The organism is Salipiger mucosus DSM 16094 (assembly GCF_000442255.1).
Taxonomy (GTDB): domain Bacteria; phylum Pseudomonadota; class Alphaproteobacteria; order Rhodobacterales; family Rhodobacteraceae; genus Salipiger; species Salipiger mucosus.
Map to the genome: position 1 here is coordinate 79,750 of NZ_KE557283.1, position 26,786 is coordinate 106,535.

Genomic DNA, 26,786 nt, shown 5'->3' on the forward strand with positions numbered 1-26,786 from the left:
GAGCTATCTCCTTAGGGCCAAGATACCCGATTCACGTATCTAATATTGAGCCTAGCTTTCTACTTGTTTCTCGTTGGTATCATTTTCTGATACCCTACAGGTAAAACCAGTATTGGATCCTGCATGACGGCTTCGATCTTCGCCATCCTTCGAGCACATTTGAGGGCGCGTCGCATGAGCTATGCCGATCTCGCCGCGCGCATGGAACTCTCGGAACCGACCGTGAAACGGATCTTTGCCGCAGCCGACTGCAAGCTGAGTCGGCTGACCGAGATTTGTGCGGCCCTGGAGATCCCGCTCGACGATGTTCTGGAAGCCGCACGCCATCCGCGAGACGATCTTCGCGAACTGACGGTAGGTGCCGAGCGCGCACTTGCTGACCGGCCGATTCTGTTCCACCTCCTCCTGCTGCTTCGCGATGGGCTCGACCAGGTGGCTGCCGCGTCTCGGCTGGGGCTCGACGAAGCCGGACTCTTCCGGGCCGGGTTCGAGCTCGACCGGCTCGGTGTCGCCGAATTACGAAGCGACGGTGCCATCGACGTGAACTCGGCACGCGCGATCCGCTTCCGTCGTGACGGCCCGCTCAACCCGTTGCTGCGCACGATCAACCAACGTTTCTTGTCCGACATCCTTGCCCGCGCCGAAGCCCCCGATACGGCTTTCGTAGTGGCCTCGCGGCGCATGCGAAGAGACACGGCCCGCCGCATTCGACAAGAACTGGAGGACTTACGACAGCGTATCGGCACGCTCGCCAAGCGCGATCAGCTTACGGCGCAGGACGAGGAACTCGAGACCTACAAACTGACCTGTGCCTGGGGCCAAGTGGATTTTTCCGAGTTGCTGTCACAAGAACGCGAAGCTGCGGGCAATCCGATGCCTTATCCACCCCCATGAAACCGTGCAGCGCCAAGCGGCATGACGAAGCGGTCGCGCGGCACCTCGGCCGCAGCCGTGATCTCGAGCATGAGATCGGGGTGATAGAGCGCTTTCACCTCAACCGTCGTCGTAGCCGGATAGGGTGGTCGGAAGTACGCACTTCGGATATCGCTGACCTGGATGAAGGCGGCGATGTCGGTCGTAAAATGCGTCAACGAGAGTACGTCAGTCATCTCTCCGCCGACGCTCTTGAGAACCGCCTGGATATTGTCGAGGACCTGACGCAGCTGAGCCCGCATATCACTTTTCCCGACGACGATCCCGTCACGGTTCAAAGCGACCTGCCCCTTGAGGTGAAGAGGCTGTCCCTTGCCCGCGATCACAAGTTGCGAGAACGCGCCAAACGGTTGCCAGATCGCCTCGGGATCAAATGCGTAAGCCATGCGGGACCTCCTACGCCATGTCGATGCATTGCTTCTGGGCGAGCCACTCGCCGATCGAGTCGGAGACTCAAATCCCAGACAAGAAATAGGTGCCGGTCAGCAGCTTGCGAACCTGGCCGCCAACGCGGAGCTCCGAGATGGCGCCGCCCCGACACACCAGTTCGGTCGTCACGCGGCTCGGTCTCCCCATTTCGACGCCCTGTTCGGCTGTCACGACAACCCGGCCGTTCCCGTCCGGATCAATCCTGCCCGACTTGTGCAGCAAGCCGGCAAGGGCCGCATTCGTTGTCCCACTCGCCGCCTCCTCGGGATCCCCCACGCCATGGCACAAGTCGCGCAACTGCAAATTGGCGCTACCCGTTCCTGAGCCCATGAATGCCCAGAGGCCCAACGTGTCGATCCGATGCGCGGCACAGAAGGCGAAGAGAGCCTTGTCGTCCCGCTTTATCGCACCGAGCGCCGCGACGCTTTCGGCTTCGACAAACAGATGGCGGAGCGAGGCCCGCGCGACGTTCAGTTCGAGGATACGGCATTGGGAAAGCCCGATAAGTGTGGCGACCTCGTCAATCGAGATCGCGCAGGTCTCGGTGTCGGGCACCGGCTGCGTCATGGAGATAAGCCCGTCGGCCGCCAAGGTGACCCCGATGGTGCCGGCGAGGCCACGTTGCCGGTAGGTTCCCACGGAAACGCGCCCGGTGTCCCGTAAAGCCGCGACGGCCGCGATTGTCACATGACCGCACATGTCCATTTCACCCCGGGTCGAGTGGAACCTGATATCGATGAGGTCGGGCGCGGTCTGCCACACGAACCCCGTCGTCGGCGCCCCAGGTCGCAGGCGATCCTCTGACGGTCCCAGGCCGGCAAAGGTTCAGCGTCGAGCATGACCGCGCCCAGGTTGCCGCCATTTACCGTGCTCGCAAAGACCGAGTAGAACCCCGTCGGGAACTCCGTCCTGCGCCTCCCGCTCATGCGAACCTGCGACGCGCGGCCGAAAGCGAGTCGGGCTCCGCTGCTCCCTCGGGCGTGTGCGCATCAGCCACCCCGGCACCGAGCCCGGTCGTGACCGGGACCACACCGCCCCAGAGCCCCGATTCCAGATCTTTGACATCGTCGACGGGCGGCCCGCTCCGCTGCTTTACGCTCGCATGCAGCACATCGAGTGCGACCACGCCCGTGGCCTTCCGTTCCTGCGGGGTCATCGGCCGGATCTCAGCGGTTCGGCCAGGCAGGAGGTGGTCAGTGATCGCCGTGAGCGCCGCCTCGAACTCCGCCCCGGTTACCTTGCGCGCCGTCGCGTGGACCACCGCCGACCGATAATTGACGGAATGATGAAATCCGGACCGGGCGATCACCAGCCCGGTCAGCTCGGTGACCGTCAGGCAGACGGCGCAGCCGTCGAGCCCGGCGATCCGCGTCTTCGACGCGCCGTGGATGTAAAGCGTTTCGCCCAGACGCGCATAGGCCATCGGCATCACCATCGGACGCCCCTCGGACAGGAAGCCGACATGTCCCACCAGCCCGGCATCCAGGATGGCGTTGAGGTCCTCCGGATCATCGCTGGCCCGCTTGGCCTGACGGATCTTCGCGTAGCTGGGGATCATCGAGTGCATCCTTTCCATTGATCCTGGCGCCGGATATCGCTTTTATTGGTATGAAACGCGATCCAGTTTGACGAAGAATGCCTAGACCAGTTCTTCTTTCCGCCCTGACGCGCCCGGATCGGGCCGAGGGCGGCACAATGCCGGTGCAGCTCTATCGGGATCTCCTCTCGGCCATTCGCGGCGGCGAGCTGGCTGCGGGCGCGCTCCTGCCATCAAGCCGCGCCGCGGCGGGTCAGCTGGATGTGTCGCGCAGCACGATCAATGAGGCCTACGATCTGCTGCGGTCGGAAGGCGTGCTCCGCATCCGTCCCGGAGCGGTGCCCGAAGTCCTCCCGGTGCAGGCTGTCGGGGCGTCGAAGCGCCCGGCGGCAGCGCCGAGCCCGTCGGCGCGCGGTGCGGCGCTGGCGGAGGAACGCAACACCGACAGCGATCGGTCGGAGGACGGGACATTCATCCCCGGTCTTCCCGACGAGGCGCTCTTTCCTGCCGACGAATGGGCGCGGCTGCTGCGTCGTGCGGCGCGGAGCCGGCCGGGTGGACTTGCCGGCTATAGAGAGACCTTCGGCCATCCCGCGCTCCGCGCGGCGCTGGCGGAACGGCTGGCGGCCGATCGCGGCGTCCGCGCGGCTCCGGAACAGATTCTGATCACGCCGGGAACCCAGGCCTCGCTGCATCTCATTGCGCAGGTGATGACCGATCCGGGTGCGCGGGCAGCGATGGAGGATCCGGGGTTTCCCGGTGCGCGGGCGGCGCTTCACGGCGCCGGCCTGCGGATCGCTCCGGTGCCGATCGACGGCGACGGGATGCGGCCAGACCGGATCCCGAAAGATGCCCGGCTGATCTATGTCACACCGTCGAACCAGTATCCGCTTGGCGCCCGTCTTTCGCTGCCGCGGCGGCTGGACCTGCTAGAGCGTGCGCGACACCAGGACGCGCTGATCCTCGAGGACGATTACGACAGCGAATTCCTGTGGCGCGGACGCGAGATCGCGGCACTCGCGGCGCATGGCGTAGGCGGCGAGGTCGTCTACATGGGGTCTGCCGCCAAGGTGCTGATGCCGGCGCTTCGGATCGGCTGGATGAAGGTGCCCGAGGCACTGGTCGAACCGCTTCGGCGCGCGCATCGCAACATGGGTCTGGCGGTCAACCTGCACGCCCAGGCGGCACTGGCCGAGATGATGCGCTCGGGCCGCTACCGCGCGCATCTCCGCCGTATTGCGCGCAGCTACGAGGCCCGCGGGATGGCGCTGGCGGATGCCCTGCAAGGCATTGACGCGCTCGATGTCACCCGGCCCGATGGTGGCGTCCAGCTTTCGGCCCGGTTCGTTGACGGGCGACCGGAATCCGCGGTCCTTTCCAGATTGGCAATCGCGGGCTATCGACCGGCCGCGTTGTCCTCCTACGCCATTTCCGACCCGGCGACCGGCCTCGTCGCGGGCTACTCGGACGCCACACCGGACCGCGTCCGCAGGTTCACCGCGGTTCTCGCCGACGCCTTGCGCGGCGTAGGCTGACCCGGCCCGACGCGGTGCGACCGAGATCGAAGACCAGTTCCTTGCCCGCGACCGATCACGCGCCCCCAGAGCCCCACCCTCACCGGGAAGAACAGATGCCCCAATCCCGCGAGACAGACAGATTCATTGTGTTTTCCGGCTGCTCGGTCGGTAGAAAGTCAAGCGTGCTCGACCGCGGTCTGATCGACGCCGTTGCCGCCCATGAACATGACACGGGAGATACCGTCTTTCGGGGGCATCTCGCCCGATCCCGCTACGGTCCAACGGTCTTTTTCACCCCGCCCTGGAGCGAGATCTTCGCAACCATCTTCGCAACCAGTGCGGAGCGCTGGCACGGTTTTCACGAGGCAAGCCGGGAATACGAGCTGCTGCGGTCGGTCTACGCGAACCTCGGCTACGACCTGCGCGAACTCGCAAGCGCGCCGGTTCCGAACCGAGCCGACGCCCTGCTATCCACGCTCGGGCTGTCATGAGCGGGCATGTCGACCCGGCCTTGCGCCGACAGGAAATCCAGAACGACGCGCAACCGCGCGGGTAGCTTTCCCCCGGCGCCAAGCCAGATGGCATGAAACGGCTCGCAATTGCCTGTGTTGACCTCGGGCAACAACGCGACAAGCCGCCCGTCGCTCAGATCGGCCTCTACCGTAAAGCGGGCCAGGCGCGCGATTCCTAGCCCGTGAAGCGCCATGCGTCGCGCTGCCTCGCCGTCACTGGCCAGAAGCCGGGGCCGCAGCGACAGGTCCATGCATGCTCCGTCCTTCAGAATCGGCCAGGCGACCGATCGGCGGCGATAGGACAAGCCGATCAGATCGTGACGCGACAACGCCTCCGGGTCCTCAGGCCGTCCGGCCCGCGCAAGATAGGCCGGGGCGGCGGCGAATATCAGCGGCGAGGCGCCAAGACGCCGCGCGATCAGGCTCGAGGACGGCATTGGTCCCGCCCGGATCGCGATATCCGCCTCGGCCCCGATCAGATCCACGACCTCGTCGGTCTGGCCGACGGTGATCGAAAGGCCGGGATGCTCGGCCAGCAGGCGGCCGAGCGCGGGATAGAGCACGTGTTCGGCATAGGAGGCCGAGGTGCTAATATGCACCCGGCCCTCGGGAGACTGCGCACGTCCCGCCGCGCATTCGGCCTCGTGGAGCTCTTCGAGGATCGTCAGCGCGCGTCGATGCAGGTCCTCTCCCTCCGCGGTCAGGGTCAGCCTCCGAGTGTTGCGGACGATAAGACGTGCGCCAAGCCGTCCCTCGAGCCGGGAAATCGTCTTGGAGACGGCTGAGGGGGTCAGTCCGCCCGCGCGGGCGGCCGCCGAAAAGCTGCCCTCAGCAGCGACCAGAGCGAAGATCTCCAGCTCGCGAAGCCGTCCGGGATCGCCAAGCATTGTTCCTCCGGTTCACAAAACTTGTTCCGCGTTTCCTTCTAGTCGCAAACGGGCCGCGTCGCCAGTTTCGCGTCAATTGACACCGGAAAGGGGGAACATCATGCCGAAGGGACTCTATGCGCTTGCCGTCGGTGCCTTCGGAATCGGCATCACCGAATTCGTCATCATGGGGCTCCTCGTGGAGGTCGCGGAAGATCTCGGGGTCTCCATAGCGTCGGCGGGCACGCTGATCTCGGGCTATGCAATGGGCGTGGTGGTCGGCGCGCCGATCCTGACCGTCCTGACGGCCCGATGGCAGCGTCGTCGAGCACTACTTGCGCTGATGGCGATCTTCGTGGCCGGAAATGCGGCCTGTGCGCTGGCGCCGGGCTTCTGGTCACTGTTCGCGGCACGGGTGCTGACGGCGCTGACCCACGGAACCTTCTTCGGCGTCGGGTCGGTCGTCGCGCAAAAGCTCGTCCCGAGCGACCGCAAGGCCTCGGCCATCGCAGTTGTCTTCACTGGCCTGACGCTTGCCAATGTGCTGGGAGTCCCGGTGGGAACCTGGCTCGGCCAGCAGGCCGGATGGCGCACGACATTCTGGGCGGTTTCAGCGATCGGCGTTCTTGCCCTTTGGGTAATGTGGCGTGCCCTGCCCCGGACCGGAACTGCCGGAAAGGGCAGCGACTGGCGCGAGGACCTTCGTGTGCTGACCCGCGGCCCGGTCCTGAGCGGGCTGGCCGTGACGGTGCTCGGCTATGCAGGGGTCTTCGCCGTCTTCACCTATGTCACGCCGCTCCTTACCGTCTCGGCGGGCCTCTTGGAGGCAGCGATCGCCCCCATCCTGCTGGGCTTCGGCGGCGGCTTGGTGATCGGCAACGTCGCAGGCGGCCGCCTCGCCGACCGCAGCTTGGTACCGGCCGTGCTGTCGACGCTCGCCGCACTGGCCCTCGTGCTGCTGCTGCTCGGAGCCGGCGCGAAAAACCCTGTCGCCGCCACAGTGTTGATCGTGGCGCTGGGGGCAGCAGGATTTTCCACGGTACCTCCGCTGCAGGCCTGGGTCATCGCGCAGGCGGACGGCGTCGGTCAGGCTCTCGCCGCCTCTGTTAACATCGCAGCCTTCAACCTCGGCAACGCCATTGGCGCGTGGACCGGCGGCCTACTGATCGACCGTGGAACGCCCTACGCGGACCTGCCCTATGTCGCTGCACTCTTCCCGCTCGGCGCGCTCGCTCTGGCCGTCGCCGCGACGCGCCGCGCAACCTAACCTCACAGCAAAGGAGCTCAACTTATGGACTATCGTCAACTCGGCCGCTCGGGCCTGCGCATTCCCGCGCTGAGCTTCGGGGCCGGCACCTTCGGCGGAAGCGGCCCGCTCTTCTCGAACTGGGGAACCACGGGGGTGGAAGAAGCCCGTCGCCTGATCGAAATCTGCCTCGAGGCCGGGGTCACGCTTTTCGACACGGCAGACGTCTATTCCGAAGGCCGCTCCGAGGAGGTCTTGGGCGCGGCGCTCGAAGGGCGCCGTGACAGCGCCATGATCTCGACCAAGACCGCCCTGCCGATGGGCGACGGGCCGGGCGATTGGGGCAATTCGCGCCCCCGGCTGCTGGCCTCAGTCGACACGGCGCTGCGACGCCTCCGCACCGACAGGATAGATCTCCTGCAACTCCACGCCTTCGACAGCTTCACGCCAGTCGAGGAGTTGCTCGGCACCCTCGAAATACTGGTAAGGTCGGGCAAGGTGCTGCACTGGGGCGTGTCGAACTATCCTGGCTGGGCACTGATGCAGGCGATCGAACGCGCTGACCGGCACGGCTGGCCACGCCCCGTGGTGCAGCAGGTCTACTATTCGCTCGTCGGTCGCGACTATGAATGGGACCTGATGCCACTCGGCGCGCGCGAGGGTGTAGGCGCGATGATCTGGAGCCCCCTGGGTTGGGGCCGGCTGACGGGGAAAATCCGCCGCGGCACGCCACGGCCTGGGACCAGCCGCCTACACGAAACCGAAAGCTTCGGGCCCCCGGTTGCCGACGAGCATCTCTTCGCGGTGGTCAACGCGCTCGACACAGTTGCCGAGGAAACCGGAAAGAGCGTGCCGCAAATCGCCCTCAACTGGCTGACGCGACAACCCACCGTGTCCAGCGTGATCATCGGTGCGCGCGACGAAGCACAGCTTCGGCAAAATCTGGGGGCTATCGGCTGGTCACTGAGCGACACACAGGTCCAACGTCTAAATGCCGCCTCGACGCGCGACGCGCCCTATCCGGCCTTCCCATATCGGCGGCAGGAGGCGTTCGCCCGGCTGTTTCCACCGATGGTCTAGGCTTGGCAACATACCTTCGCAGCGACGCTCCGGTCGCCGCCGGAAGCGATAGCCCTGCTTGGCCGGACGCAAGCAATACTCGTTTGCGACCTTCGCCTCTTCTCCACCAGCCTGCTTTGGGGATCAGAGGCGTTATCGAAAAGGGACGCGTGATGAATGGACGACTGCTCTTCGTCTTGTTGATGGTGGAAGATGCCGACCGGACCAGGCGCCGGAACGAGGATCAGGCGGCGCACATCTACGCCGCCTGGCGGTTCGCGAAGCGCGGGACCGCCAGACTGCGCGACGTTGCCGTTTCCGTACTGTTTGCCATCTTCCGAATGCGTCGCAGTTCGCCTCCGAAACAGCGGAGCCCAGAAGAGTCATGCTACTCCTAAGTACATACGATCATGACCTTTTCGGAAGTCGACGGGCATGGTGGCACCGACGATACAACGCGATTGCCCGGGCGGTATAATGTCGTCTCGCACGGCGCGGCGGCGAATTCGGCGATCCGCGTAGCATCGTCGTGTCCGCCACCCATAGGACAATCACTCCGGCAACGATCTCGATGCGGCACGGGTCCACCGTGTTGGAGGAGCCGATGCTCATGGGCGGCTTGGGTTCTGTCTGAATAGCCCAGCGCTTCTTAGACGCCCTCGTGCCTCAGTTTTTGCTGCCGCACGAAAAGTTGTTCCGTGACTTTCTCACCCCATTGCGTGCCGGCTCGCTCCTCTTCCAAAGTAAATCCGTGCGCTTCGTACAAGTGTCGAGCCGCGTTTAGGCCGCTAAATGTCCAAAGATGAGTTTCCGAGAATTCTTGTTCATCGACGAACTCAATTGCTGCGCGGAGCAATCCGCGTCCAGCCCCGGCTCCTCTGAGCCCGTCATCGACGATGAACCAGCGGAGATGGGCTACACCTTCACCCAAGTCTACGCCATCAATTGCTATTGATCCGACGACTTGCTGTCTGAGCATTGCCGCCCAGATGGCATCCTTGGGGCTGTCCCGGCGTGAGCAAAACTCTGCAAGCCCACCCGCGACAACAGACTCGAACTGCTGCCCGAATCCCGATGCGCGCGAATAGTACCGCGCATGCATTTCGGTGATCCGGGCAATGAGCCCGGTTTGATAGCCCCTGACAATCTCGACACTGGAAGCCGCTGCCGCATGGTCTGCCCGACCGGCCAAAGCCCTTGCATAAAGGGTTAGCCCCTCCACTACTGCCTGCTGCTGTGTTGGCCCGAGTTGGGCAAGCGCGTCCGAGACCTGAGCACGAGCAAAGGCGTGGATTGTCGCCACGCGTTGCTTGCCACGATCCGTCAGAGTCAAACACTTCGCACGGCCATCACCTGCAGTTTGCGCTATCACGAAGCCCGCTTCGGTCAGCTTGTTGAGAAGCCGACTAATACGTGACTTGCCGAGACGGAGGCGCTTCGCTAGATCCCGACCAGTCAATTCGACGGCATCGATCTCGATCAACGCATGGACGGTCAAGGGCGATAGAGGGGTGCCGGCGAAATCACCCCCCATGAAGCCAAGCTCGCGAACCAGATTACGCGATGCGTAGCGAATTTCTTCGACCGTGTTCGATACAGCTTCCTCAGACACTAGTTAAGCTCCTTTTTAGGTGTATTAAACAACCGGTCTTGATGATCGGTGCAGTGTCAATCGATTTGAAGGTGCCCGACGTAGCGACAGTGACGCGTAAGCCTCCGGAGCGTCACAGATAATCCTTCCACACCGACAAGATCGACAGCAGCAAGAAGCCGGCCAGCATCAGGTTGAGGACGCGCCATTGGCCCGGTGTGCGAAGCCTCCTCGCGAGAGCGGACCCGCCAAGGCACCACAGGGTCAGGGAGATCGCGCTCAAGGCGGCGAAGACCGGGACGAAGATGAGCGCCAACATCACCGGGCCGGGCGCGACGTCGCCGTAGGTCGCCGCCGCACCGAGCGAGGTCGTCCAGGCCTTGGGGTTGAGCCAGAGCAGCGCCACCCCGCCGCCGAAGCCGATCGCCGGTTTGCGATTTTCCAGATCCGGCGCGCCGCTGGTCGCGATCATCCAGGCGAGCCAGGCGAAATACCCGGTCGCGATCGCGGCGAGAGCCAGACGCAGCGGCGGATAGGCCAGAAACAGGCTGCCGAGACCAAGCGCCGACAATCCAGCCATCGATGCGAGCCCGCAGACCAGCCCAGCTAGCAGCGGAGATGAGCGGCGGAAGCCATGGCTCATCCCGGACGACGCGGCAAGTGCAGTCGCCCCGCCGGGCGTGATCGTCGAGACCGCGACAAAGACGAGGAGCGCAAGGAAAAGCGGCATGGAGCGACCTCCGTAGTTTCGATGCCGAAACTGGAGATATGACCGACAATAGAAAAACTAATTTGTATTCACAAAGGCATCACGTATTGTAATGGCATGATACGCAACCTGCATCCCCAATGGCTTCGGACCTTCGTCACCGTCTGCGAAAGCGGCAGCATGACCCGCGCCAGCGAGATTCTCAACATGACGCAGGGCGCCGTCAGCCAACAGATCAGGAAGCTCGAGGAAACCCTTGGAGCCGCCGTGCTCGACCGTGGGGCGCAGCGCGTCATCCCGACAGGCGCCGGGGAGCGTCTTCTCGGAAATGCCCGCAGGATGCTGTCTCTAAACGATGCCATTATGGCGGAAATGACGGATCTGGGGCAGTCGGGCAGCGCGACAATCGGCGTGCCGCTGGACCTCATATCGACCGATACACTCCCGCGCCTCCTGCGGAGCTTCGCGCTGTGTTACCCGAATGTGGAACTCTCGCTCAAATGCGCCGCCACACCCGTACTCAAGGATGACGTAGCGGCGGGACGCGTGGACGTCGCGCTGTTGGAGGAAGTATCCATTGATCAACTCGGCGAGCCACTATTCTCCGACCGTCTCGTCTGGGTCGGCGCACCCAATGCCCGCGTCGTCGACGAAAGACCGCTGAAGGTATCGCTCATCAGCGGGGCGTGCGTGTTTCGGCCGCTTGTCCTGAAGGCGCTGGACGAGTGCGGTCTGGACTGGCGAAGCGTCTTCGAGAGCGACAACAGGGATGCCACCGTGGGCATGGTCCGGGTCGATCTGGCGGTCACCGCGCTTCTCTCCTCGACACTCCCGGGGGGACTGGTCGAGTTGCCCGCCTCGCGGGGCCTGCCGCCCCTTCCTGAAATGAACATCACGCTCACCCTGGCGCCGAACCCCAAGGCCGAGGCGCGACAGCTTGCCGACCATATCCGTTCAGCCGTCGGCAGGCCGCCACCGCGGAACGTCGCCCTGTTGGCAGGGTAGATGGGCGAAAATGCCAGTCGAAGGAGACGCTTCCCATGAGCCCGTACGCTTTTTCGCAGGAGATCCCGGTGATCGTCTCGACACTTGGCGTCTATATCATGATCGTCGTCAGCCCGGGACCAGCCTTCGCGCTCGTCGCCCAGTCGGCCCTCTCAGGCAGAAGCTACAAGGCCGCCGGCGCGACGCTCGGCCTCGCTTCGGCCGCGGCGCTCTATGCCGCGCTTTCAATGGCCGGCCTGCTGCTGGTGATCCAGAGCACGGGCTGGTTGCTGCGCGCCGTCCAACTCGCCGGCGGGGCCTATCTGATTTGGCTCGGTATCGTATTGTGGCGGGACGGGGGAGCCGCAGAGTCCGCCACCGGAGTCCCCGACAGCCCACTGCGCGGGGCCGGCGCGCGCGACGGCTTTCTGAGGGGAATGCGGCAGGGGGTGACCGTGAATCTCGCCAACCCGAAGGCGATCGTGTTTTTCGTGAGCGTCTATTCCGTCCTGATCCCGCCGGATGCCTCGCTCGCCGCGCGGGTGGCGATCATCGCCGGCGGGTTCCTGATGGAACTCTTGTGGTACGGAGTATCGGCGATGTTCCTGTCACGTGGGTGGATCCGACGCTGGTATCTCCGCCTGTCAGGGACCATCAACCGCCTCTTCTCCTGTGGTCTCTTCTATTTCGGCGCGAAGACACTGGCAGGCCGGTGACAAGAACGGGCCGAATGCCGGGTCACCCAGAAGCGGCGAGGTCCGAGGTCCCGGCATCCCGGTTGCGGCGGAGGAGAACCGCGAGGATGTAGGACAGGGACATCAAGGCCGCGAGCACCACGAAGAACACGGTGACCAGCGCGTAGGACCCACCGAGGTCGAACAGTCCCGCCGCAGCAATCGGAGCAACGGCCTTGGCAAGCGTGCTGGCGGCGCCGAGCCCTCCGTTGATCCGTCCATAGGCCCGGCGAGTGAGGAATTCCGGCACCATCAGCCCCCTGACGATCGTCATGACCCCGTTCGCGGCACCGTAGATCCCTGCGGCGGCGAGCATCGACACCATCGTCGGCGCGAGAAAGTGCAGTGCGAGGCAGGCGAGGCAGAGGCCAGCCACGGCTGCGCCACCGACCGTCGCAGTCGCTGCTCCCCGCATCAGCCACGACACACCAAAGCGTCCGGCCACCTGGGCCGGTCCAATCACTGCAATTATCGACACCACATCGCCCGCAGCGAAGCCGCGCGCGGAGAGCAGCGGATAGATGTGGAAGGTGAAAGCCGAGGTCAGCGCCGCATGCGCCAACAGGACGAAAGCAACGGACCAGAAGGCAGGACTCCGCCCCAGTTTTCGCCAGCGTGCCAGCTCAGCGGATGCGACCGGCTCTTCTCCCCGGCCTACCTGCGTGCCCGGTTGCTGCGTGCCGCCGATCACGGTCAGGTAAATCGGCATGCAGATCAGGAGATTGACCGCCGCCATCACGACAAGCCCGCCGCGCCAGCCGAGGTGGGTCAGAAAAAGCTCGATCAGCGGGACGAAGACGGTACTTGCGAAGCCGCCCCAGAGCGTGAGTGCGGTGACGGGCGCGCGCACCCCTCCGGCGCCGAACCGGCGGGCGATGACGGCGAAAGCCGGCTCGTAGAGAACCGCGGCGAACGTGCCGCCGAGCCCTGCGATCGAAAGGTAGTAGACGGGCAACGAGGAGGCGCGGGTCAGTAGCAGGAGGAAACAGGCGGCAAGGCACGCTCCGCCTGCCATGACCCTCCGCCCGTGGCCCCGGTCGATGGCCAGCCCCACGGGAAAACTGAGAAGCGCGGAGACCAGGAGCCCCCATGTGAGCGCCCCGTATTGCTCCGCACGCGACCAGCCAAATTCTCCGGCCATTGCCGACGATATCTGCGGAAAGCTGTAATAGACGCTTCCCCATGAGCAGATCTGCGCCACTCCGAGCGCCGCGATAAACTTGCGGTCGTCCAGTGGCATTCGACTCGCCTCCACGGATCCGATATGAGCGTCCGTCCGATTAGCAGCAGGGGACCGCCGAATTTACGGCAGCTGGATGATCTTGCGCCCCGCGGGAGCTCAATGCGGCGGGAGGACCGCAAACTCCTGTCTCGGGCAGCACGAGATGGACGTCGCGCGCGGCCGCGTGATCCCCGGCCAGTTCGCAGGCGACCGACCTGACCTGTTCGTATCCGGTCAGCATCAGGAAAGTCGGCGCGCGCCCATAGGATTTCATGCCGACGATGTAGAAGCCCTTTTCCGGGTGCTCCAGCTCCTCGACACCATGCGGCGGAACGGAACCGCAGGAATGCAGGTTCGGGTCGATCAGCGGCGCCAAGGCCACGGGAGCCTCTACGACCGGATCGAGCCGCAGACGCAATTCTCGCAACATGGCGAGATTCGGTCTAAAGCCGGTCGTCACCACGATACGGTCGACCAGAAAGTCCTGCCTTTTCGCTCCGACACGCGCGTGGACACGTACACCTGCGCCCTCGAGCGCGAGTCTCTCAGCAGAAAAGGGCGCGAGAACACGGAACGCCTCTGCCTGCTCCTGCGCTTGCACGGCGAGCCCAAGTTGGCCACGCGCCGGAAGCTCATCGGCTTCACCGCCGCCAACAAGATTGGACGCCGTCGCGTGGCGCCGCCCCCAGTAAACTTCAGTCTCGGATTCCTCCGCGCGTAGCGCAGCGAGATCGAGCGCGACGTTCGCCGCCGAGTGCCCACCTCCGACGACCAGGATGGACTTTCCTGCGAAAAGGGCACGATCTTTGCCGAGAACATCCGGAATTCCGTAGCTGATGGCGTGCGAGGCCTCGGCTTCGCCGGGAACTGCAAGGCCGTCGCGGCCCATCGGGTTCGGATCAGACCAGGTACCGCTTGCATCCACCACGGCGTCGAAGAGCTCGTTGCGAAGTTCCCCGCTCGCGTCGGTCCACCGCACGACGAACAGCGCGCTCTCGCGTTCGGCATCGTCGATGCGGGACCGGTCCTCGCGGCTGACGGCGACGATCTCGGAGCTCAGGCGCAGGCGGTCGGCGATCCCCGGATGGCGCGCGAGGGGCGTCAGGTACGCGTCGACGATTTCCCGCCCCGTGGGCAACCCGTCCGACGGGGGTTCGGACCAGCCCTGTGCGGCAAGCAGGCGACGCGCCGCCGCGTCGATTACGTATCGCCACGGTGTGAAGACGCGGACATGGCCCCAGGCACGCATCGCGTTACCCGGGCGCGCCCCCTTCTCGAAGACGATCGGTTCGAGACCCTGTTCGACGAGATGTGCGGCCGCGGCCAGCCCGACAGGTCCCGCTCCGATCACTGCGACACGATGAACGTTCATGACGTTGCCTCCTTTAGATGCTTCTCAATACATCGACCATCAATGCATCAATGGTCAAGTGTTATGAGATGCCGAGATGTCCGAAGGCCCACTCAGGCTTGAATTTTTGCATTATGGTTGTCATTTAATCAACTCTGTCAGGAAGCGAGAGCGGCCGATGACCAGATATTCAAAGGATCACAAGGCGAAGTCGCGTGAGCGAATCGTGGCCGAAGCCGCGAAGGCGTTGCGCCAAAAGGGCTTCGATGGGATCGGCGTTGCCGACATCATGAAACGGGCAGGAATGACCCATGGCGGCTTCTATGCACACTTCCCATCGAAGGATGCCCTGATCGTCGAGGCGATCGCCCATGCGCTGAAGGACTCGCATGAGGGGCTCGTGGACCGGGCGACCTCGTCCGACCAGGCGTCCACGAAACTGGGCGCGCTCGTCGGCGAGTATCTCAGCGAGCCGCATCGCGATCATCCAGAACTCGGCTGCCCGATCGCCGCCACGGGAAGCGATATCGCCCGGCTCGATCCGGAGATCCAGAAGCAGATCAAACCGGATCTCGAGGCATGGGTGGAAAGCTACATCGCGGCCGCCGGTGGCGAAGCGCGGAGCGCCACCGGCCTGACCGCGATCTGCGCCATGATCGGCGCGATGCAGCTTTCACGCATGACGGCCGACCCTGCGCTTTCGGATCGCATCCTGGATCAGGTCCGCCGAGAGCTACAGGATCGGGCGGGGCAGGATGCCGCGAGATCCTGAACGACCGGCGAAGATCACTCCGCATCCCTGACCGCCTGCCAGACCCGCTCAGGTGTCAGCGGCATCCGTATGTCGCGAACGCCGAGCGGTCGAAGAGCGTCAAGAACGGCGTTGACCACGGCCGGAGGAGCGCCGATCGTGGCGCCCTCGCCGGCCCCCTTCGCGCCGAGGGGATTGAGCTTCGTCGGCGTCACGGTGTGGGAAATCTCGAAGTCGGGAAGGTCTGTCGCCCGGGGCAACGCATAGTCCATCAGCGACGTCGCACCGGGGGTGCCGTCCGGCGCATAGCCGGCGTCTTCCATCAGGGCCTGTCCGATCCCCTGCGCCGCTCCGCCATGGATCTGGCCGGCCACCAGCAGCGGATTGATGACCTGTCCGCAATCGTCGACGATCACGTGCTTCAGGATCCCGACATGCCCGGTTCGCGGCTCCACTTCGACGCCGACGATATGGGTGCCGTAGGAGGCGGGCATGTCCTTAGGATCGAAAAACTCTGTCTCGTCGAGGCCCGGGACGAGACCGAGCGGGACGTCATGCGCCAGATGCGCCTCGCGTGCCGCTTCGGCGAGCGGCACCGCCTGACGGCCCCGGACGCCGCCCGGCAGGTCGAGCCCGGTGATCCTGTTGAAGACACGCGCCTTGACCCGGTCCTCGAGCCGGCGCAATGCGAGAAATGCGCGCCCCCTCAGGCCACGGCGCCGCGCGGTGAACGTACCCTCCGCATAGACGACTTCCTTGGGCAGGCATTGCAGCTTGACCGCCGCGATGCGCGCAAGCTTCTCGCGGATGCGCCACGCCGCGCGATGCACTGCGCTACCGCCGACCGCCATGGTGCGCGAATTGTAGGTGCCGGTGCCGAACGGAATGACCGAGGTGTCGCCCTGCACCACCTCGACCGCCGATAGCGGAATCTGCAAGGCATCGGCCGCGATCTGCGCCAGCGTCGTCGCATGACCCTGGCCGTGACTGTGGGCGCCGGAGAATACGGTGACGCGGGCATCGGGGTGCATGACCACCCGCGCGCTTTCGTGGCCGGCGCGCCGGAAACCGACCGCCGCCATTCCCATCGAGGGGGCCGCGCCCGAGGTCTCGGAATAGGTCGCGATTCCCACGCCGATGCGGCGCCCTGAGCTGCCGTGCGCCTTGCGGAAAGACTCAATATCGAAAGCCGAAAGCGCCGCATCGAGATTGTCCGCGTAGTTGCCGGAATCGAGAGTGAACCCGGTCGGCAGCTTGTGCGGCATCTTCTCTGGCGGGACGAAGTTGCGCTGGCGGGCCTCCGCGGGATCGAGCTGCAGCTCCATCGCCAGTTCATCGACCATCCGCTCGATGAGGCACGTCGCCTCGGGATGCCCCGCTCCGCGATAGGGTCCGGTGGGCATCCGGTTGGTGTAGACGGCGGTGACTTCCGAGACCACGTTCGGGATGTCGTAGGGTCCAGTAACCGAGAGCCCGGCATTGATCGCGGGGATGCCCGGGCCCATCCCCATCGCGAAGGCGCCCAAATCCGCCACGATCCTCGTCTTCAACCCGGTGATCCGTCCGTTCCGCGTTGCGGTCAGCTCGGCATATTGCACATGATCGCGGCCATGGGTCGTCCCCACGAGGGTGTCGGAACGGCTCTCGATCCAGGCACAGGCTCGGCCGGTCCGCATCGCCGCAAGCGCGACGATGACGTCTTCGGCATAGAAGCCCAGCTTTGCCCCGAAGCCGCCGCCCACATCCGGCGAGACGAAGCGCAGCCGGTGCGCGGGGAAGCCGAGACAGTCCGACAAGGCACGCGCATGGACATGGGGCAGTTGTGACGAGGAGTGATGGGTGAGGCTATGCGTGACGGGATCGTAATCGGACAGGACTGCCCGCCCTTCCAGCGGCGAGGGCGCCAGCCGGTTGTTGGTCAGCCGGCGCGCGATAACGATTTGAGCCGAGCGGCGCGCCCTTTCGTAGTCGCCTCCGGCCCGGCGCTTTCTGAGGGCCACATTGTCACCGGGTTCATGCACTTTCGGCGCGCCCAACTCGAGCGCGGCCTCCTGATCGAGGACGGGCTCCAGCAGCTTGTAGCGGACATCCATCGCCGCCACGGCATCTCGCGCCTGCGCCCGCGTCCGCGCGACGATCGCGGCGACGGGCTGGCCGGCATAGCACACGGTCCCGCTGGCCAGGACTGGATGTTGCACTTCCCACAGCATCCCGGGCGGCGCCCAATCGCATGGGAGAGTTCCGATCCCTTCAAGATCCCTGTCCGTCAGAACCGCCTCGACCCCGTCCATCTGCCGCGCCGCATCGTCATCGATACGTTCGATCTCGGCATGTGCATGGGGCGAGCGAAGGATCGCGACGCAGAGTGCATCCGTCCGGGCCGCCAGATCAGCCACAAAGCGGGATTTCCCCCGGAGCAAACGATCATCCTCGACCCGTGGCACCTTTCGGCCGATCAAAGGCGTGCCGCCCTCCGCCGGCAAGGGACCGAGAGAAGTGGGCCCGGCTTCGGCCGGGGGAAGGGTCTCCGAGTGGGCGTTCATTACGTTATCTCCAATCTTGACGTCAGAAAGTAGGAACAACCTGCGAAGGCCCAGGCCGCGATCATCACCGCCGGAAGCGTGAGCACGGGGCGTGAGACCTGCAGGAGGCTGACCGCTCCACCTCCCAGCGCGCCGCCGGTCATTTGCACGAAGCCCTGCAAGGAAGCGGCCGCACCGGCGTTCGCCGGGAACCGTTGAAGCGCGGCCGCAGCTACGACCGGCAGAACCATGCCGAGCCCGGTCGCGAAGCAGGCCATCGCGGCATTAAATGCGTGTTTGTGGAGAACGCCGAGCAGCGGGAGTACTAGCATCGTTCCTGCCCCTAAGAGCATAATGAGAAACCCGCTTTCCGGTATCCGACCCCTGTCGTACCGGATGGCGTGTCGCCGGACGACGCCCGCTCCAAGCAGGAACCCAGCTGCGGAGAGCGGCGGATAGAAGCCATACTCGAAGGGTGGAACGGCCAGGTGATCGATGAAGATCGTCGGCGAGGCGACGAAATAGGCCGAGAGCCCGGCGAAGAGACCGCCCGCAGTCAGGGCGTTTCCGAGGAAGATGCGATCCGACGCAATCTGGAGGTAGGCCGTTGAAACAGCGGACCTCCTACTGGTTTCGGCACGCGGTCGCGTCTCAGGTAGCCGCAGCGCCGCGGCAACAATCACGACCGCCCCCAGAGCGAGCGTCAACCAGAAACAGGCTCGCCAGCCCGCAAGAGCCTGCGCCAAGCCCCCGACAAGCGGCGTCAGGCCAGGGACCAGCGCGAAGGCCATTGTAACGGCCGCCATCACCCTGACGAGTGCGGGACCCTCGAAGCTATCTCTGGTCACCGCGCGAGAGACGACCACGCCTGCAGCTGCACCCAGCCCCTGCATGCTGCGGGCACAGATCAGACTGGGAAGCGATTGCGCTACCGTGCAGCCCAAAGTTCCCAGCATGAAGAGCGTCAAGCCCGCCATGAGCACGGGCCGGCGTCCCCATCGGTCGGAGACCGCACCGTACGCCAGCTGCCCGAAGGCGAAGGCCGCGTAATAGACCACGAGCGCCGCCTGAACCTTTGGTGTCATGACATCGAGCGCCCGGGCCGCTGCGGGCATCGACGGCGAGAAGACACTCGCGGCGAATTGACCGAGTGCGGCCAGCGACGCAAGCAACAAGACGCTTCTCATACTCTCGGCAAGGCGGTGCGGACGTTCCGGGCCAGAAGCCATCGACTCTTCATTTTGCCACATGACGCGATCACCGACTTGCCATTATATTACGATCATCATATTACGAGCCTCGAAACCCTGTCAAGCCTCTGGCCAGAGGCGCAGTAGACGAGCCTGAAGGCGAGGTGCCGATGAAAATCAGCTTGAAACTCAACGGCGAGGAACGAGGCGCCAGGATCGAGCCGCGCACGTTGCTCGTGGATCTGTTGCGAGACGACTTCCGCCTGACCGGAGCGCATGTGGGCTGCGAGACCACTCAGTGCGGCGCATGCACGGTTCTTGTCGAGGGACGGGCGGTGAAGGCCTGCACGATGCTAGCCGCCGAAGTTTCGGACAAGCGTGTTACAACCATCGAGGGCGTGGCCACCAACGGGCAGGCGCTACACCCGATGCAGGAGGCCTTCCGCACCCATCACGGACTGCAATGCGGGTATTGCACGCCGGGGATGGTGATGCTCGCCCTCGATCTGGTCCGCAGGTACGGCGTCCCAGACGAGGCCACGATCCGACACGACCTGAAGGGCAATATCTGCCGCTGCACGGGCTATCAGAACATCGTTGCCGCCATCCGGAGCGGCGCCGAGGCGATGGCGACGGGTTCCGGGACGGAGTAAGGCCATGCACGAATTCGAATACCTCAGGCCGAAGACGCTGGTGGAATTGCGACGGGCGCTCGATCGTGGGGCCGTCATCCTGGCCGGCGGCCAGACTCTGCTACCTGAGCTTAAGTCCCGTTCCAGAAGCATCGGAGCGCTGGCAGATGCCAAGGCGGTGCTGCCCGAAGGGATCTACCTGGATGCGGGCCGCCTGATCATCGGTGGCGCGGCCACCCATGCTGAGATCGCGTCGAACGATACGGTCTGCGCCGAGACGCCCGCCCTCGCGCAACTGGCCGATCAGGTCGGGGACCCTTCGGTCCGGAACCGCGGCACGCTCGGTGGTGCCCTGGCAAGCAACCATCCTGCCGGAGACTGGCCGGCCGCCGCCCTCGCGCTCGATGCCGTGCTTCACACCGATGGGGGGAACGTGCCCTTCAAGGCCATCGCGGCCGGCAGCGAGGACTTGGCCGGCCGGATCATCCTCGAGGTCTCCTTCGCGCTTGCTGAGGATTGCGCCTATTCCAAGTTCCTTCATCCGGCGGCCCGCTACGCCGTGGTCGGCGTCTTCGTTGCCCTGGGCTCGGATGACCGCAGGGTGGCGGTCACGGGCCTGGCGAAATCCGGGGCCTTTGAGTGGGCGGACGCGGGCACCTGCGACGCCCCCCTCTCCATCCGCCCCGGTCACCAGGCGATCCGCGAGGATCAACTGGCCTCCGAAGCCTACCGGCATGCCTTAACCCGAGAGCTGCTGCGCGAGGCCGAGGCGATGCTGGGAACGGACGGACCGCGCGCCGTTTCGATCGCGCAAGGCCAACCGATGTCCCGGGCGATAAGTCAACATGTCTGAGTCCGGATCCAATCTAACCATTCCATCCCAGAACGACTGACCCTTCTTGTCGCTCGGCCGGCGGTGCTTGTGACCAGGTTCATGACGGGCGCATTCGGCGGCGGTTCCGCCATCGTGGGCATCCCGCTAATCGCCCTCATCATGAACCCTATCGCGAAGCGGGGCGCTCCTTGCGCCACTCTGTGTCGCAACGGATCTTTTCGCCCTGAGCTACACGTCCTCGTCCACCTAGTCGAAACTCGATCTGGCAGTTCTACTTCCAACTCTGCTGGTTGGAATCGCACTCAGCACCTGGCTCTTGGGCGTCCCCGAAGAAAGGGCGTCGAGATCCTGATCGGCGCAGTTTCGCTCCTCTTCGTACTGGGCTGGTTAATGAGTGGCAAGCGTGACGAGCCGGCCCGGCGATCCGGCTTCCGTGCCGCCATCGCCGGAACGGCATCGGACATGACGACCACGCTCGCCTATTCGGGCAGACCTACACTCGCGATGTACCTGCTACCGCTCGGTCTGCTCAAGAACGTCTACGCCGGAACGACGAGCCTGTTCTCCACCGCCGGCAACCTTGTCAAAGCCCTCCCGTTGCTCTGGCTCGGAGCACTTTCGGCGCAGCAATAGTGGCTGAAGCTCATCGAGCTGACCTTCGCACCCGGGGTGCGAACCGGATAGCGGCTGCAAGAGAGGATCGATCAGGCAATGCTATACCGCGTCCTCTCACATTCCTCATCTTGGTCGCTCTCAAGCTAATCTGGGACGGCACAAGCGGCTACGTTTGGGGGCGGGTCGAGCGGAACTCGGCTAGGTCTGGCGCCAGTCTGAGGCGGTGGAACGAGCTTGTCTCGTTGAAAAAATCCCCAGATCGTAGCTTGCGACAGTATCCGGATTTCGGGGGCAGCTCAGTCCCGAAGGAGCGGATAGGAGGCGCTTCCTTCCAACGAAAGCTGCCGGCAGGCCTCGAGGCCTTCCGTCACCTCCATCCACGCATCAACCGCGACCTTGAAGGCGTCCCGGCCCTTCGGCGTCAGGCTGTAGACCTTGCGGAGGCGGCCGCCAAAGTTCTCTTCGCGCAGGTCGACATAGCCCCCGGATTGGTACTGCTTCAGCACCGGGTAGATCGTCCCTTCGCTCGGTGAGCAACAGCCATTCGAGATCCTCGCCACCTCGCGGGCGATTTCGTAGCCGTGCATCGGGCGCTTGGCCAAGACGCTCAGGATGAAGAACTTCGACAGGCTCATCTTGATCGTACCGTTCCAGTACGACTTGCTGAGGAAATCCGGCGAACTCGACATAACGGCCCCGCTGCTCTACCGGGAAAGACTAGGCTCGACGCAGCAAGGACGCAATCCGCACCGCGTCGTATCGCTGCTTCCACCGCAATGGCCATCTCGGTCCCTACGAAACGTCGTCTCAGCCGCCCCCTTCAAGATAGCGGTCCAGCTCGGCGAACAGCCACTCCCGGAACGCCAGCAGGCGCCTGTCTTTTCCGCTACCTTCCGGATAGACTAGAAAGTAGCGGAAAGGGGTGGCAAGGGCGTCGACATCAGCGAAGGGCAACACGAGATTCCCGCGCGCAAGCTCTGCCTCAACGAGAGAGCGATCGATCAGCGCGACGCCCTGTCCTGCGGTAGCCGCAGCGAGCACCAGGGTATGAGTACTGAACCGCGGTCCCTTCGTCGCATCGACACCATCAACGCCGGTCGCGCTCAGCCACATAGCCCAGGCATTCTCGACCTGCTCTGCGCCAATTTCCTGCTGGTGCAGCAGCGTATGCGCCCTCAATTCGGTCGGATAACGCAGTGGCGGGTCCGCGTGGACCATCTCCGGGCTGCAGACCGCGACCACGGCAGAGCTGATCAGGCATTCGGAGACAAGTCCCGGATCGTCGCCTCGTCCGTAGCGGATCGCCAGGTCCACATCCTCGGCTTCGAAGCGGACCCGCCGCTCGGTGGCGTCCACCCGAATCTGGATCTCGGGCTTGGCCTTCTGGAAACTTCCCAGGCGCGGGACGAGCCAGCTGCTGGCAAAAGATGGCGCCACGCTGATCGTCAAGGGCGCGGCGCGCGCCTGGTCGGTCAACAGGGCGCTGGCGTCGCACAGGTCGTCGAAGCCGGATGTCAACTTCGGGAGCGCGCGTCGCCCGGCTGCGGTCAACCGCAGAGCGTTCGGGGTGCGCAGGAACAGCCTGACCTGGAAGTAGTCCTCCAGCGCGCGAACTTGCTGGCTGACGGCCGCAGGCGTCACGTGGAGCTCCTGCGCGGCATCCTTGAAGCTCGTGTGGCGCGCGGCGGCTTCGAACGCTCTGAGCGCCGCCAGCGGCGGAAGGTTCCGGCCCATGATCGCTTTCTTTCCGGCAGGTAGATTGTCGCAGACTTCTTTTCAGCGGCAACGCGACAGGTAAATTCACTTCTGGGTATAGGATGCGCGAAGGCAGCCTGCAGGCCTCTCCTCTCGCCGATTGTTGTAAAACTACTCTGCCGCCTGTGGTCCTGCACGCATCGCCAGGACGCAGAGAGCGACCGACGCGAGGACGACAAAGGGAAGCAGCTTGACCGCAGGATCGCCCACACCGGACAGGATGGCCGCACCACCGATCGGGACGAGGAGCGCGAGCGAATAGCCGATCGCGGTCATCGCGGCATTGAGACGTCGGAGCTCGACGCCTTTGCAGGCCGCCGCGGGATAGGCCAGGACGAGCATTGTCTGCATGGTCGCCGAATAGCCGGCGATGGCGATGGCAGCGTGGATCTCCGGCCCGTCTAGGACCAGGAACAGCAGGAAGTTGACCACCCCCACCACTCCCATTGCCAGGATGGCGCCGCGGCGGCCGATAAGCCGCGGTCCGGCAGCAGCGAGGGTGAGTGCCACGAGAACGGGCGTGACGTTCAGGACGGCAAGCGCGACCGACAAGGAGATCGGACCGTCTTTGGTGGAGAGCACCGCCTCCAGATAGGCATTCATCGAATAGAAGACGCCGACGCCGATGGCGATCTGTATGCCAAGCCACCAGCTTTGCGGATCCCGGAGACCCGCCGCACGCTCGGATCTCTCTTCGCTGACCTCTTCCGAACGCTCGGCAGGCGGAAGCCAGGGGACGAGGGCAACGATCACTATAGCCGGCAAGGACCATAGCGTCAGCGCAATGCGCCAGTCACCGGCTGCGAGCGGTAGCACAATTGGGATTGTGCCCGCTGCTGCCAGAAACTCACCGACCAACATGCCGTTCAGGTAGGCGATGCTCCCGTAGCGCCCGAGTCTCTCGCCACGATCCCGCACGAAGGGGGGAAGGACGATCTGAACCAAAGTGATCGCACCGCCAGTCAGGATCGTTGCAATAAGGAACATGCCAACCCCCTCCGCTGCTCCACGCAACATCGAGAAGACCGCCAGCCCCAGGATCCCGATCCACAGGCTCCGCGTGTCGCCCAAAGCTCGTCCGATGCGGCTCGCCGGTGCCGAGAAGGCGGCAAGCATGAATAGCGGCAACAGGGTCATTGCTCCCGTCGCTGCGAATCCGGGGGCAAGCGCCTCCCGGATCCCCGGCAGCAGCGGCGGCACCACCAGAATTGGAATTCTCAAGTAGAGGCCAACACACCAGAGAACTGCCACAGCTCTCCAGATTTCCTGTCTTTCGCTTAGATTGATCTTGCACATTTTCACATTGGCTTCTCGGTCCGAGCACGCAAGGCGCATGAAGCACCCCGCGGACGCGGTGCCATGTGAGGGGATTTGAAACCGTGACGAAAACGATTATTGCTAATCTCCGCCATAGAAGTCGTTGCCTCGTTCGGACGGGGAACGACGACGGCTGCGCGCCCTTGTGCGCGGAGGCGCGGCGGGCGACCGTGCTCTCCGGAGCGCGGATCGCAATGCAAGGGAGCAGCCTTGTCCGAGACGGATGCAACGATCAACCTTGTCGCCGTGGTCATCACGATCCGGGACCGGACACCGCATGTCCTGACCGTCCCCGGACCCGACGGCCGGCCCGCCCTGCCCTCGGGTCCGCTCCAATCCGGCCACCGGACGCTGCAATCGGGGCTGCGCGCCTGGGTCGAGCGGCAGACGCGCCAGAAGCTCGGCTATGTCGAGCAGCTCTATACGTTCGGCGACCGCCATGTCCGCCTCGAGAACACCGCCCCCGACATGGCGCACCGGACGATCTCGATCGCCTATCTCGCCCTCGTCAGCGGCAGCGACGAGGTGAACAGTGCCGAAAGTTCCTGGCGAAGCTGGTACGAGTTCTTCCCGTGGGAGGATCATCGCGGCGGCCGGCCGAAAAGCTGTGACCGGCTCTTCGAGGCATTGCTCGACTGGACCACGGACGGAAGCGCCGCCGGCGACCCCAACGCCAAGGAGCGGGCCCGCCTGACCTTCGGCGTCGGGGGCGCCGAATGGGACGAGGAGATGACGCTCGAGCGCTACGAGATGCTTTACGAGGCCGAGAAGGTGGTCGAGGCGTCGCTCGACCGTGACCTGGCGCCCTGGCGGGCGCAGGAGGACCTGCCGGGCCTTCCGATGCATGCCGACCACCGGCGCGTCCTCGCCACCGCGATCAGCCGGCTCAGGGCGAAGATTAAGTACCGCCCGCTCCTGTTCGAGCTGATGCCGCCTTCCTTCACGCTCTTCCAGCTTCAGCAGACGGCCGAGGCGATCTCGGGCATCGCGCTGCACAAGCAGAACTTTCGCCGGCTCGTGGCGCAGCAGCGGCTGGTCGAGGAGACCGGCGAGGCCTTGTCGCTGACCGGCGGACGCCCGGCGAAACTGGTGCGCTTCCGCAAGGAGGTGATGCTGGAACGCCCCGCACCCGGCGTACGCGTCCGGGCCACCCGGCGCGGCGGACTCACTTGACTTGAAGGCACCCCTCTTTTAACTGAATTGAGCATAAGGTCGCGTGGCGGCCTTTTGTCGACATATCTCAATGCTCAGATCGAGCAAAAGGAGGGCGGCATGGCGATTGCTGCAACCGATCCGGGACGGCTCCCCTTCACCCCCGAGGTCGAGGCCCGCATGGCGTCCGAGCGCCGGCGCCTCGCCGGGATCATCCCCGATTTCGACTGGCCGCTGGTCGCGCCCGAGATCGACGCCATCCAGCGCCTGAAGCGCGAGCGCAACGCCATCGTTCTCGCCCACAACTACCAGACGCCCGAGATCTTCCACGGCGTCGCCGACATCGTCGGCGACTCGCTCGCCCTCGCCCGGCGCGCCACCGAGACGGATGCCGACGTGATCGTGAAGGCCGGCGTCCATTTCATGGCCGAGACCGCCAAGCTGGTGAACCCGTCCAAGACCGTGCTGATGCCGGACATGGCGGCGGGATGCTCGCTGGCGAGTTCCATCACCGCTGCCGATGTGCGGCTGTTGCGCGCGGCGCATCCGGGCGTGCCGATCGTCACCTACGTCAACACCAGCGCCGAGGTGAAGGCCGAGTCCGACGTCTGCTGCACGTCGGGCAACGCGGTGAAGGTCGTCGAGTCGCTCGGCGTGGACCGCGTCATCATGCTGCCCGACGAATATCTCGCGCGCTACGTGGCCGGGCAGACCGAGGTCGAGATCATCTCGTGGAAGGGCCATTGCGAGGTGCATGAGCGCTTCACCGGCGACGAGATCGCAGCCTATCGCGAGGACAATCCGGGCGTCTACGTCATCGCGCATCCCGAATGCCCGCCCGACGTGATCGCCGCGGCGGATTATACCGGCTCGACCGCGCAGATGATCTCGAAGCTGGACGATGCCAACGCCTCGAAGGTGCTGCTGCTAACCGAATGCTCGATGAGCGACAATGTCGCGGTGCATCACCCCGAGCTCGACTTCGTGCGGCCCTGCAACCTCTGTCCGCACATGAAGCGGATCGACCTGCCGAAGATCCGCCGCGCGCTGGAAAGCCTGGCGCCCGAAGTCCAGGTCGAGCCGGCGGTCGCCGAGCGCGCGCGCGTCGCGGTCGACCGCATGCTCGCCATCCGCTAGGTCGGGCCCGGTGCCGGTCGCGCCTGCGACCCTGGTCGTCGGCAGCGGTATCGCCGGGCTCGCGACCGCGCTGCGGCTCGCCCCCCGGCCGGTGCTGCTGGTGACGGCCGAACGCCTGGGCGGCGGCGGCTCGACGCCCTGGGCGCAGGGCGGCATCGCCGCCGCGATCGGGCAGGACGACAGCGCCGCC

Annotated in this window: 27 protein-coding genes; 14 read left to right on the forward strand and 13 right to left on the reverse strand. The window is 64.8% G+C overall.

What is annotated here, in order from left to right; translation table 11 throughout:
* The first annotated feature begins 123 nt into the window (after positions 1-123).
* Positions 124-894, forward strand: a complete 771-nt coding sequence (locus SALMUC_RS28520; RefSeq protein WP_084514065.1) for a helix-turn-helix domain-containing protein — start codon at positions 124-126, stop codon at positions 892-894.
* Here the strand turns inward: SALMUC_RS28520 and SALMUC_RS22770 are convergent.
* From SALMUC_RS22770 to SALMUC_RS22780, 3 genes are all read right to left on the reverse strand, one after another.
* Complete coding sequence (locus SALMUC_RS22770) at positions 879-1,319, reverse strand: RidA family protein (protein ID WP_020041062.1); 441 nt, start codon at positions 1,317-1,319, stop codon at positions 879-881. The genes SALMUC_RS28520 and SALMUC_RS22770 overlap by 16 nt on opposite strands.
* A gap of 67 nt (positions 1,320-1,386) precedes the next feature.
* On the reverse strand, positions 1,387-2,175 hold the full coding sequence (locus SALMUC_RS22775; RefSeq protein ID WP_084514066.1) for a PhzF family phenazine biosynthesis protein: 789 nt from the start codon (positions 2,173-2,175) through the stop codon (positions 1,387-1,389).
* Between the two features lie 109 nt (positions 2,176-2,284).
* On the reverse strand, positions 2,285-2,920 hold the full coding sequence (locus SALMUC_RS22780) for a pyridoxamine 5'-phosphate oxidase family protein (protein ID WP_020041064.1): 636 nt from the start codon (positions 2,918-2,920) through the stop codon (positions 2,285-2,287).
* A 137-nt stretch (positions 2,921-3,057) separates the two neighbouring features.
* Between SALMUC_RS22780 and pdxR the strand changes: the two genes are divergently transcribed.
* Both pdxR and SALMUC_RS29270 read left to right on the forward strand, forming a co-directional pair.
* Entirely contained in the window at positions 3,058-4,434 is a 1,377-nt protein-coding gene (gene pdxR, locus SALMUC_RS22785; protein WP_020041065.1) for a MocR-like pyridoxine biosynthesis transcription factor PdxR, read from the forward strand.
* A gap of 164 nt (positions 4,435-4,598) precedes the next feature.
* Positions 4,599-4,907 (forward strand): AAA family ATPase, encoded by a 309-nt coding sequence (locus SALMUC_RS29270; protein WP_198014660.1) that lies wholly within the window; start codon positions 4,599-4,601, stop codon positions 4,905-4,907.
* Here the strand turns inward: SALMUC_RS29270 and SALMUC_RS22790 are convergent.
* Positions 4,829-5,815, reverse strand: a complete 987-nt coding sequence (locus tag SALMUC_RS22790; protein WP_020041066.1) for a LysR family transcriptional regulator — start codon at positions 5,813-5,815, stop codon at positions 4,829-4,831. The genes SALMUC_RS29270 and SALMUC_RS22790 overlap by 79 nt on opposite strands.
* A gap of 100 nt (positions 5,816-5,915) precedes the next feature.
* Between SALMUC_RS22790 and SALMUC_RS22795 the strand changes: the two genes are divergently transcribed.
* Positions 5,916-7,061: an MFS transporter gene (locus tag SALMUC_RS22795; protein WP_020041067.1), complete on the forward strand. Its 1,146-nt coding sequence runs from the start codon at positions 5,916-5,918 to the stop codon at positions 7,059-7,061.
* 24 nt (positions 7,062-7,085) lie between these two features.
* A complete protein-coding gene (locus tag SALMUC_RS22800; protein WP_020041068.1) occupies positions 7,086-8,120 on the forward strand; it encodes an aldo/keto reductase in 1,035 nt (344 codons plus the stop codon).
* Between the two features lie 628 nt (positions 8,121-8,748).
* Here SALMUC_RS22800 and SALMUC_RS22810 read toward each other — a convergent pair.
* Positions 8,749-9,711: a MarR family winged helix-turn-helix transcriptional regulator gene (locus tag SALMUC_RS22810; protein ID WP_020041070.1), complete on the reverse strand. Its 963-nt coding sequence runs from the start codon at positions 9,709-9,711 to the stop codon at positions 8,749-8,751.
* Between the two features lie 112 nt (positions 9,712-9,823).
* Positions 9,824-10,420 (reverse strand): LysE family translocator, encoded by a 597-nt coding sequence (locus SALMUC_RS22815; RefSeq protein WP_020041071.1) that lies wholly within the window; start codon positions 10,418-10,420, stop codon positions 9,824-9,826.
* 96 nt (positions 10,421-10,516) lie between these two features.
* Between SALMUC_RS22815 and SALMUC_RS22820 the strand changes: the two genes are divergently transcribed.
* Together SALMUC_RS22820 and SALMUC_RS22825 are read left to right on the forward strand one after the other, a co-directional pair.
* The gene (locus SALMUC_RS22820; protein WP_020041072.1) at positions 10,517-11,404 is read left to right on the forward strand and encodes a LysR family transcriptional regulator; all 888 of its coding nucleotides are present in this window, start codon (positions 10,517-10,519) and stop codon (positions 11,402-11,404) included.
* Between the two features lie 35 nt (positions 11,405-11,439).
* Positions 11,440-12,099, forward strand: coding sequence for a LysE family translocator (locus SALMUC_RS22825; RefSeq protein WP_020041073.1), 660 nt, complete (start codon positions 11,440-11,442; stop codon positions 12,097-12,099).
* Between the two features lie 22 nt (positions 12,100-12,121).
* Here SALMUC_RS22825 and SALMUC_RS22830 read toward each other — a convergent pair whose 3' ends face one another.
* Both SALMUC_RS22830 and SALMUC_RS22835 read right to left on the reverse strand, forming a co-directional pair.
* The gene (locus SALMUC_RS22830; protein WP_020041074.1) at positions 12,122-13,357 is read right to left on the reverse strand and encodes an MFS transporter; all 1,236 of its coding nucleotides are present in this window, start codon (positions 13,355-13,357) and stop codon (positions 12,122-12,124) included.
* A gap of 40 nt (positions 13,358-13,397) precedes the next feature.
* Positions 13,398-14,711, reverse strand: coding sequence for an FAD-dependent oxidoreductase (locus tag SALMUC_RS22835; protein ID WP_020041075.1), 1,314 nt, complete (start codon positions 14,709-14,711; stop codon positions 13,398-13,400).
* Positions 14,712-14,868: 157 nt separating this feature from the next.
* Here SALMUC_RS22835 and SALMUC_RS22840 point away from each other — a divergent pair, with 157 nt between their 5' ends.
* Complete coding sequence (locus SALMUC_RS22840; RefSeq protein ID WP_020041076.1) at positions 14,869-15,462, forward strand: TetR/AcrR family transcriptional regulator; 594 nt, start codon at positions 14,869-14,871, stop codon at positions 15,460-15,462.
* A 14-nt stretch (positions 15,463-15,476) separates the two neighbouring features.
* Here SALMUC_RS22840 and SALMUC_RS22845 read toward each other — a convergent pair whose 3' ends face one another.
* Both SALMUC_RS22845 and SALMUC_RS22850 read right to left on the reverse strand, forming a co-directional pair.
* The gene (locus SALMUC_RS22845; protein WP_084514070.1) at positions 15,477-17,984 is read right to left on the reverse strand and encodes a xanthine dehydrogenase family protein molybdopterin-binding subunit; all 2,508 of its coding nucleotides are present in this window, start codon (positions 17,982-17,984) and stop codon (positions 15,477-15,479) included.
* Entirely contained in the window at positions 17,984-19,213 is a 1,230-nt protein-coding gene (locus SALMUC_RS22850) for a multidrug effflux MFS transporter (RefSeq protein WP_084514071.1), read from the reverse strand. The genes SALMUC_RS22845 and SALMUC_RS22850 overlap by 1 nt, the downstream gene beginning before the upstream one ends.
* A 110-nt stretch (positions 19,214-19,323) precedes the next feature.
* Between SALMUC_RS22850 and SALMUC_RS22855 the strand changes: the two genes are divergently transcribed.
* The 3 genes from SALMUC_RS22855 to SALMUC_RS29275 all read left to right on the forward strand — a co-directional run bounded on the left by SALMUC_RS22855 (position 19,324) and on the right by SALMUC_RS29275 (position 21,253).
* On the forward strand, positions 19,324-19,806 hold the full coding sequence (locus tag SALMUC_RS22855) for a (2Fe-2S)-binding protein (protein ID WP_020041079.1): 483 nt from the start codon (positions 19,324-19,326) through the stop codon (positions 19,804-19,806).
* Positions 19,807-19,810: 4 nt separating this feature from the next.
* Positions 19,811-20,638, forward strand: coding sequence for an FAD binding domain-containing protein (locus tag SALMUC_RS22860; protein WP_020041080.1), 828 nt, complete (start codon positions 19,811-19,813; stop codon positions 20,636-20,638).
* Positions 20,639-20,719: 81 nt separating this feature from the next.
* The gene (locus SALMUC_RS29275) at positions 20,720-21,253 is read left to right on the forward strand and encodes a hypothetical protein (RefSeq protein ID WP_198014661.1); all 534 of its coding nucleotides are present in this window, start codon (positions 20,720-20,722) and stop codon (positions 21,251-21,253) included.
* Between the two features lie 278 nt (positions 21,254-21,531).
* Here the strand turns inward: SALMUC_RS29275 and SALMUC_RS22870 are convergent, their stop codons facing one another.
* The 3 genes from SALMUC_RS22870 to SALMUC_RS22880 form a co-directional block, all read right to left on the reverse strand.
* Positions 21,532-21,870 (reverse strand): PadR family transcriptional regulator, encoded by a 339-nt coding sequence (locus SALMUC_RS22870; protein ID WP_156883633.1) that lies wholly within the window; start codon positions 21,868-21,870, stop codon positions 21,532-21,534.
* A gap of 172 nt (positions 21,871-22,042) precedes the next feature.
* Entirely contained in the window at positions 22,043-22,969 is a 927-nt protein-coding gene (gene gcvA, locus SALMUC_RS22875; protein ID WP_020041083.1) for a transcriptional regulator GcvA, read from the reverse strand.
* A 132-nt stretch (positions 22,970-23,101) separates the two neighbouring features.
* Positions 23,102-24,241 (reverse strand): MFS transporter, encoded by a 1,140-nt coding sequence (locus SALMUC_RS22880; protein WP_156883627.1) that lies wholly within the window; start codon positions 24,239-24,241, stop codon positions 23,102-23,104.
* A 276-nt stretch (positions 24,242-24,517) separates the two neighbouring features.
* Between SALMUC_RS22880 and SALMUC_RS22885 the strand changes: the two genes are divergently transcribed.
* From SALMUC_RS22885 to SALMUC_RS22895, 3 genes are all read left to right on the forward strand, one after another.
* Positions 24,518-25,480, forward strand: coding sequence for an NUDIX hydrolase (locus SALMUC_RS22885; protein ID WP_020041085.1), 963 nt, complete (start codon positions 24,518-24,520; stop codon positions 25,478-25,480).
* A 99-nt stretch (positions 25,481-25,579) separates the two neighbouring features.
* Positions 25,580-26,596 (forward strand): quinolinate synthase NadA, encoded by a 1,017-nt coding sequence (gene nadA, locus SALMUC_RS22890; RefSeq protein ID WP_020041086.1) that lies wholly within the window; start codon positions 25,580-25,582, stop codon positions 26,594-26,596.
* A gap of 10 nt (positions 26,597-26,606) precedes the next feature.
* A partial coding sequence (locus SALMUC_RS22895; RefSeq protein WP_037372753.1) for an FAD-dependent oxidoreductase occupies positions 26,607-26,786 on the forward strand: 180 nt, incomplete at its 3' end.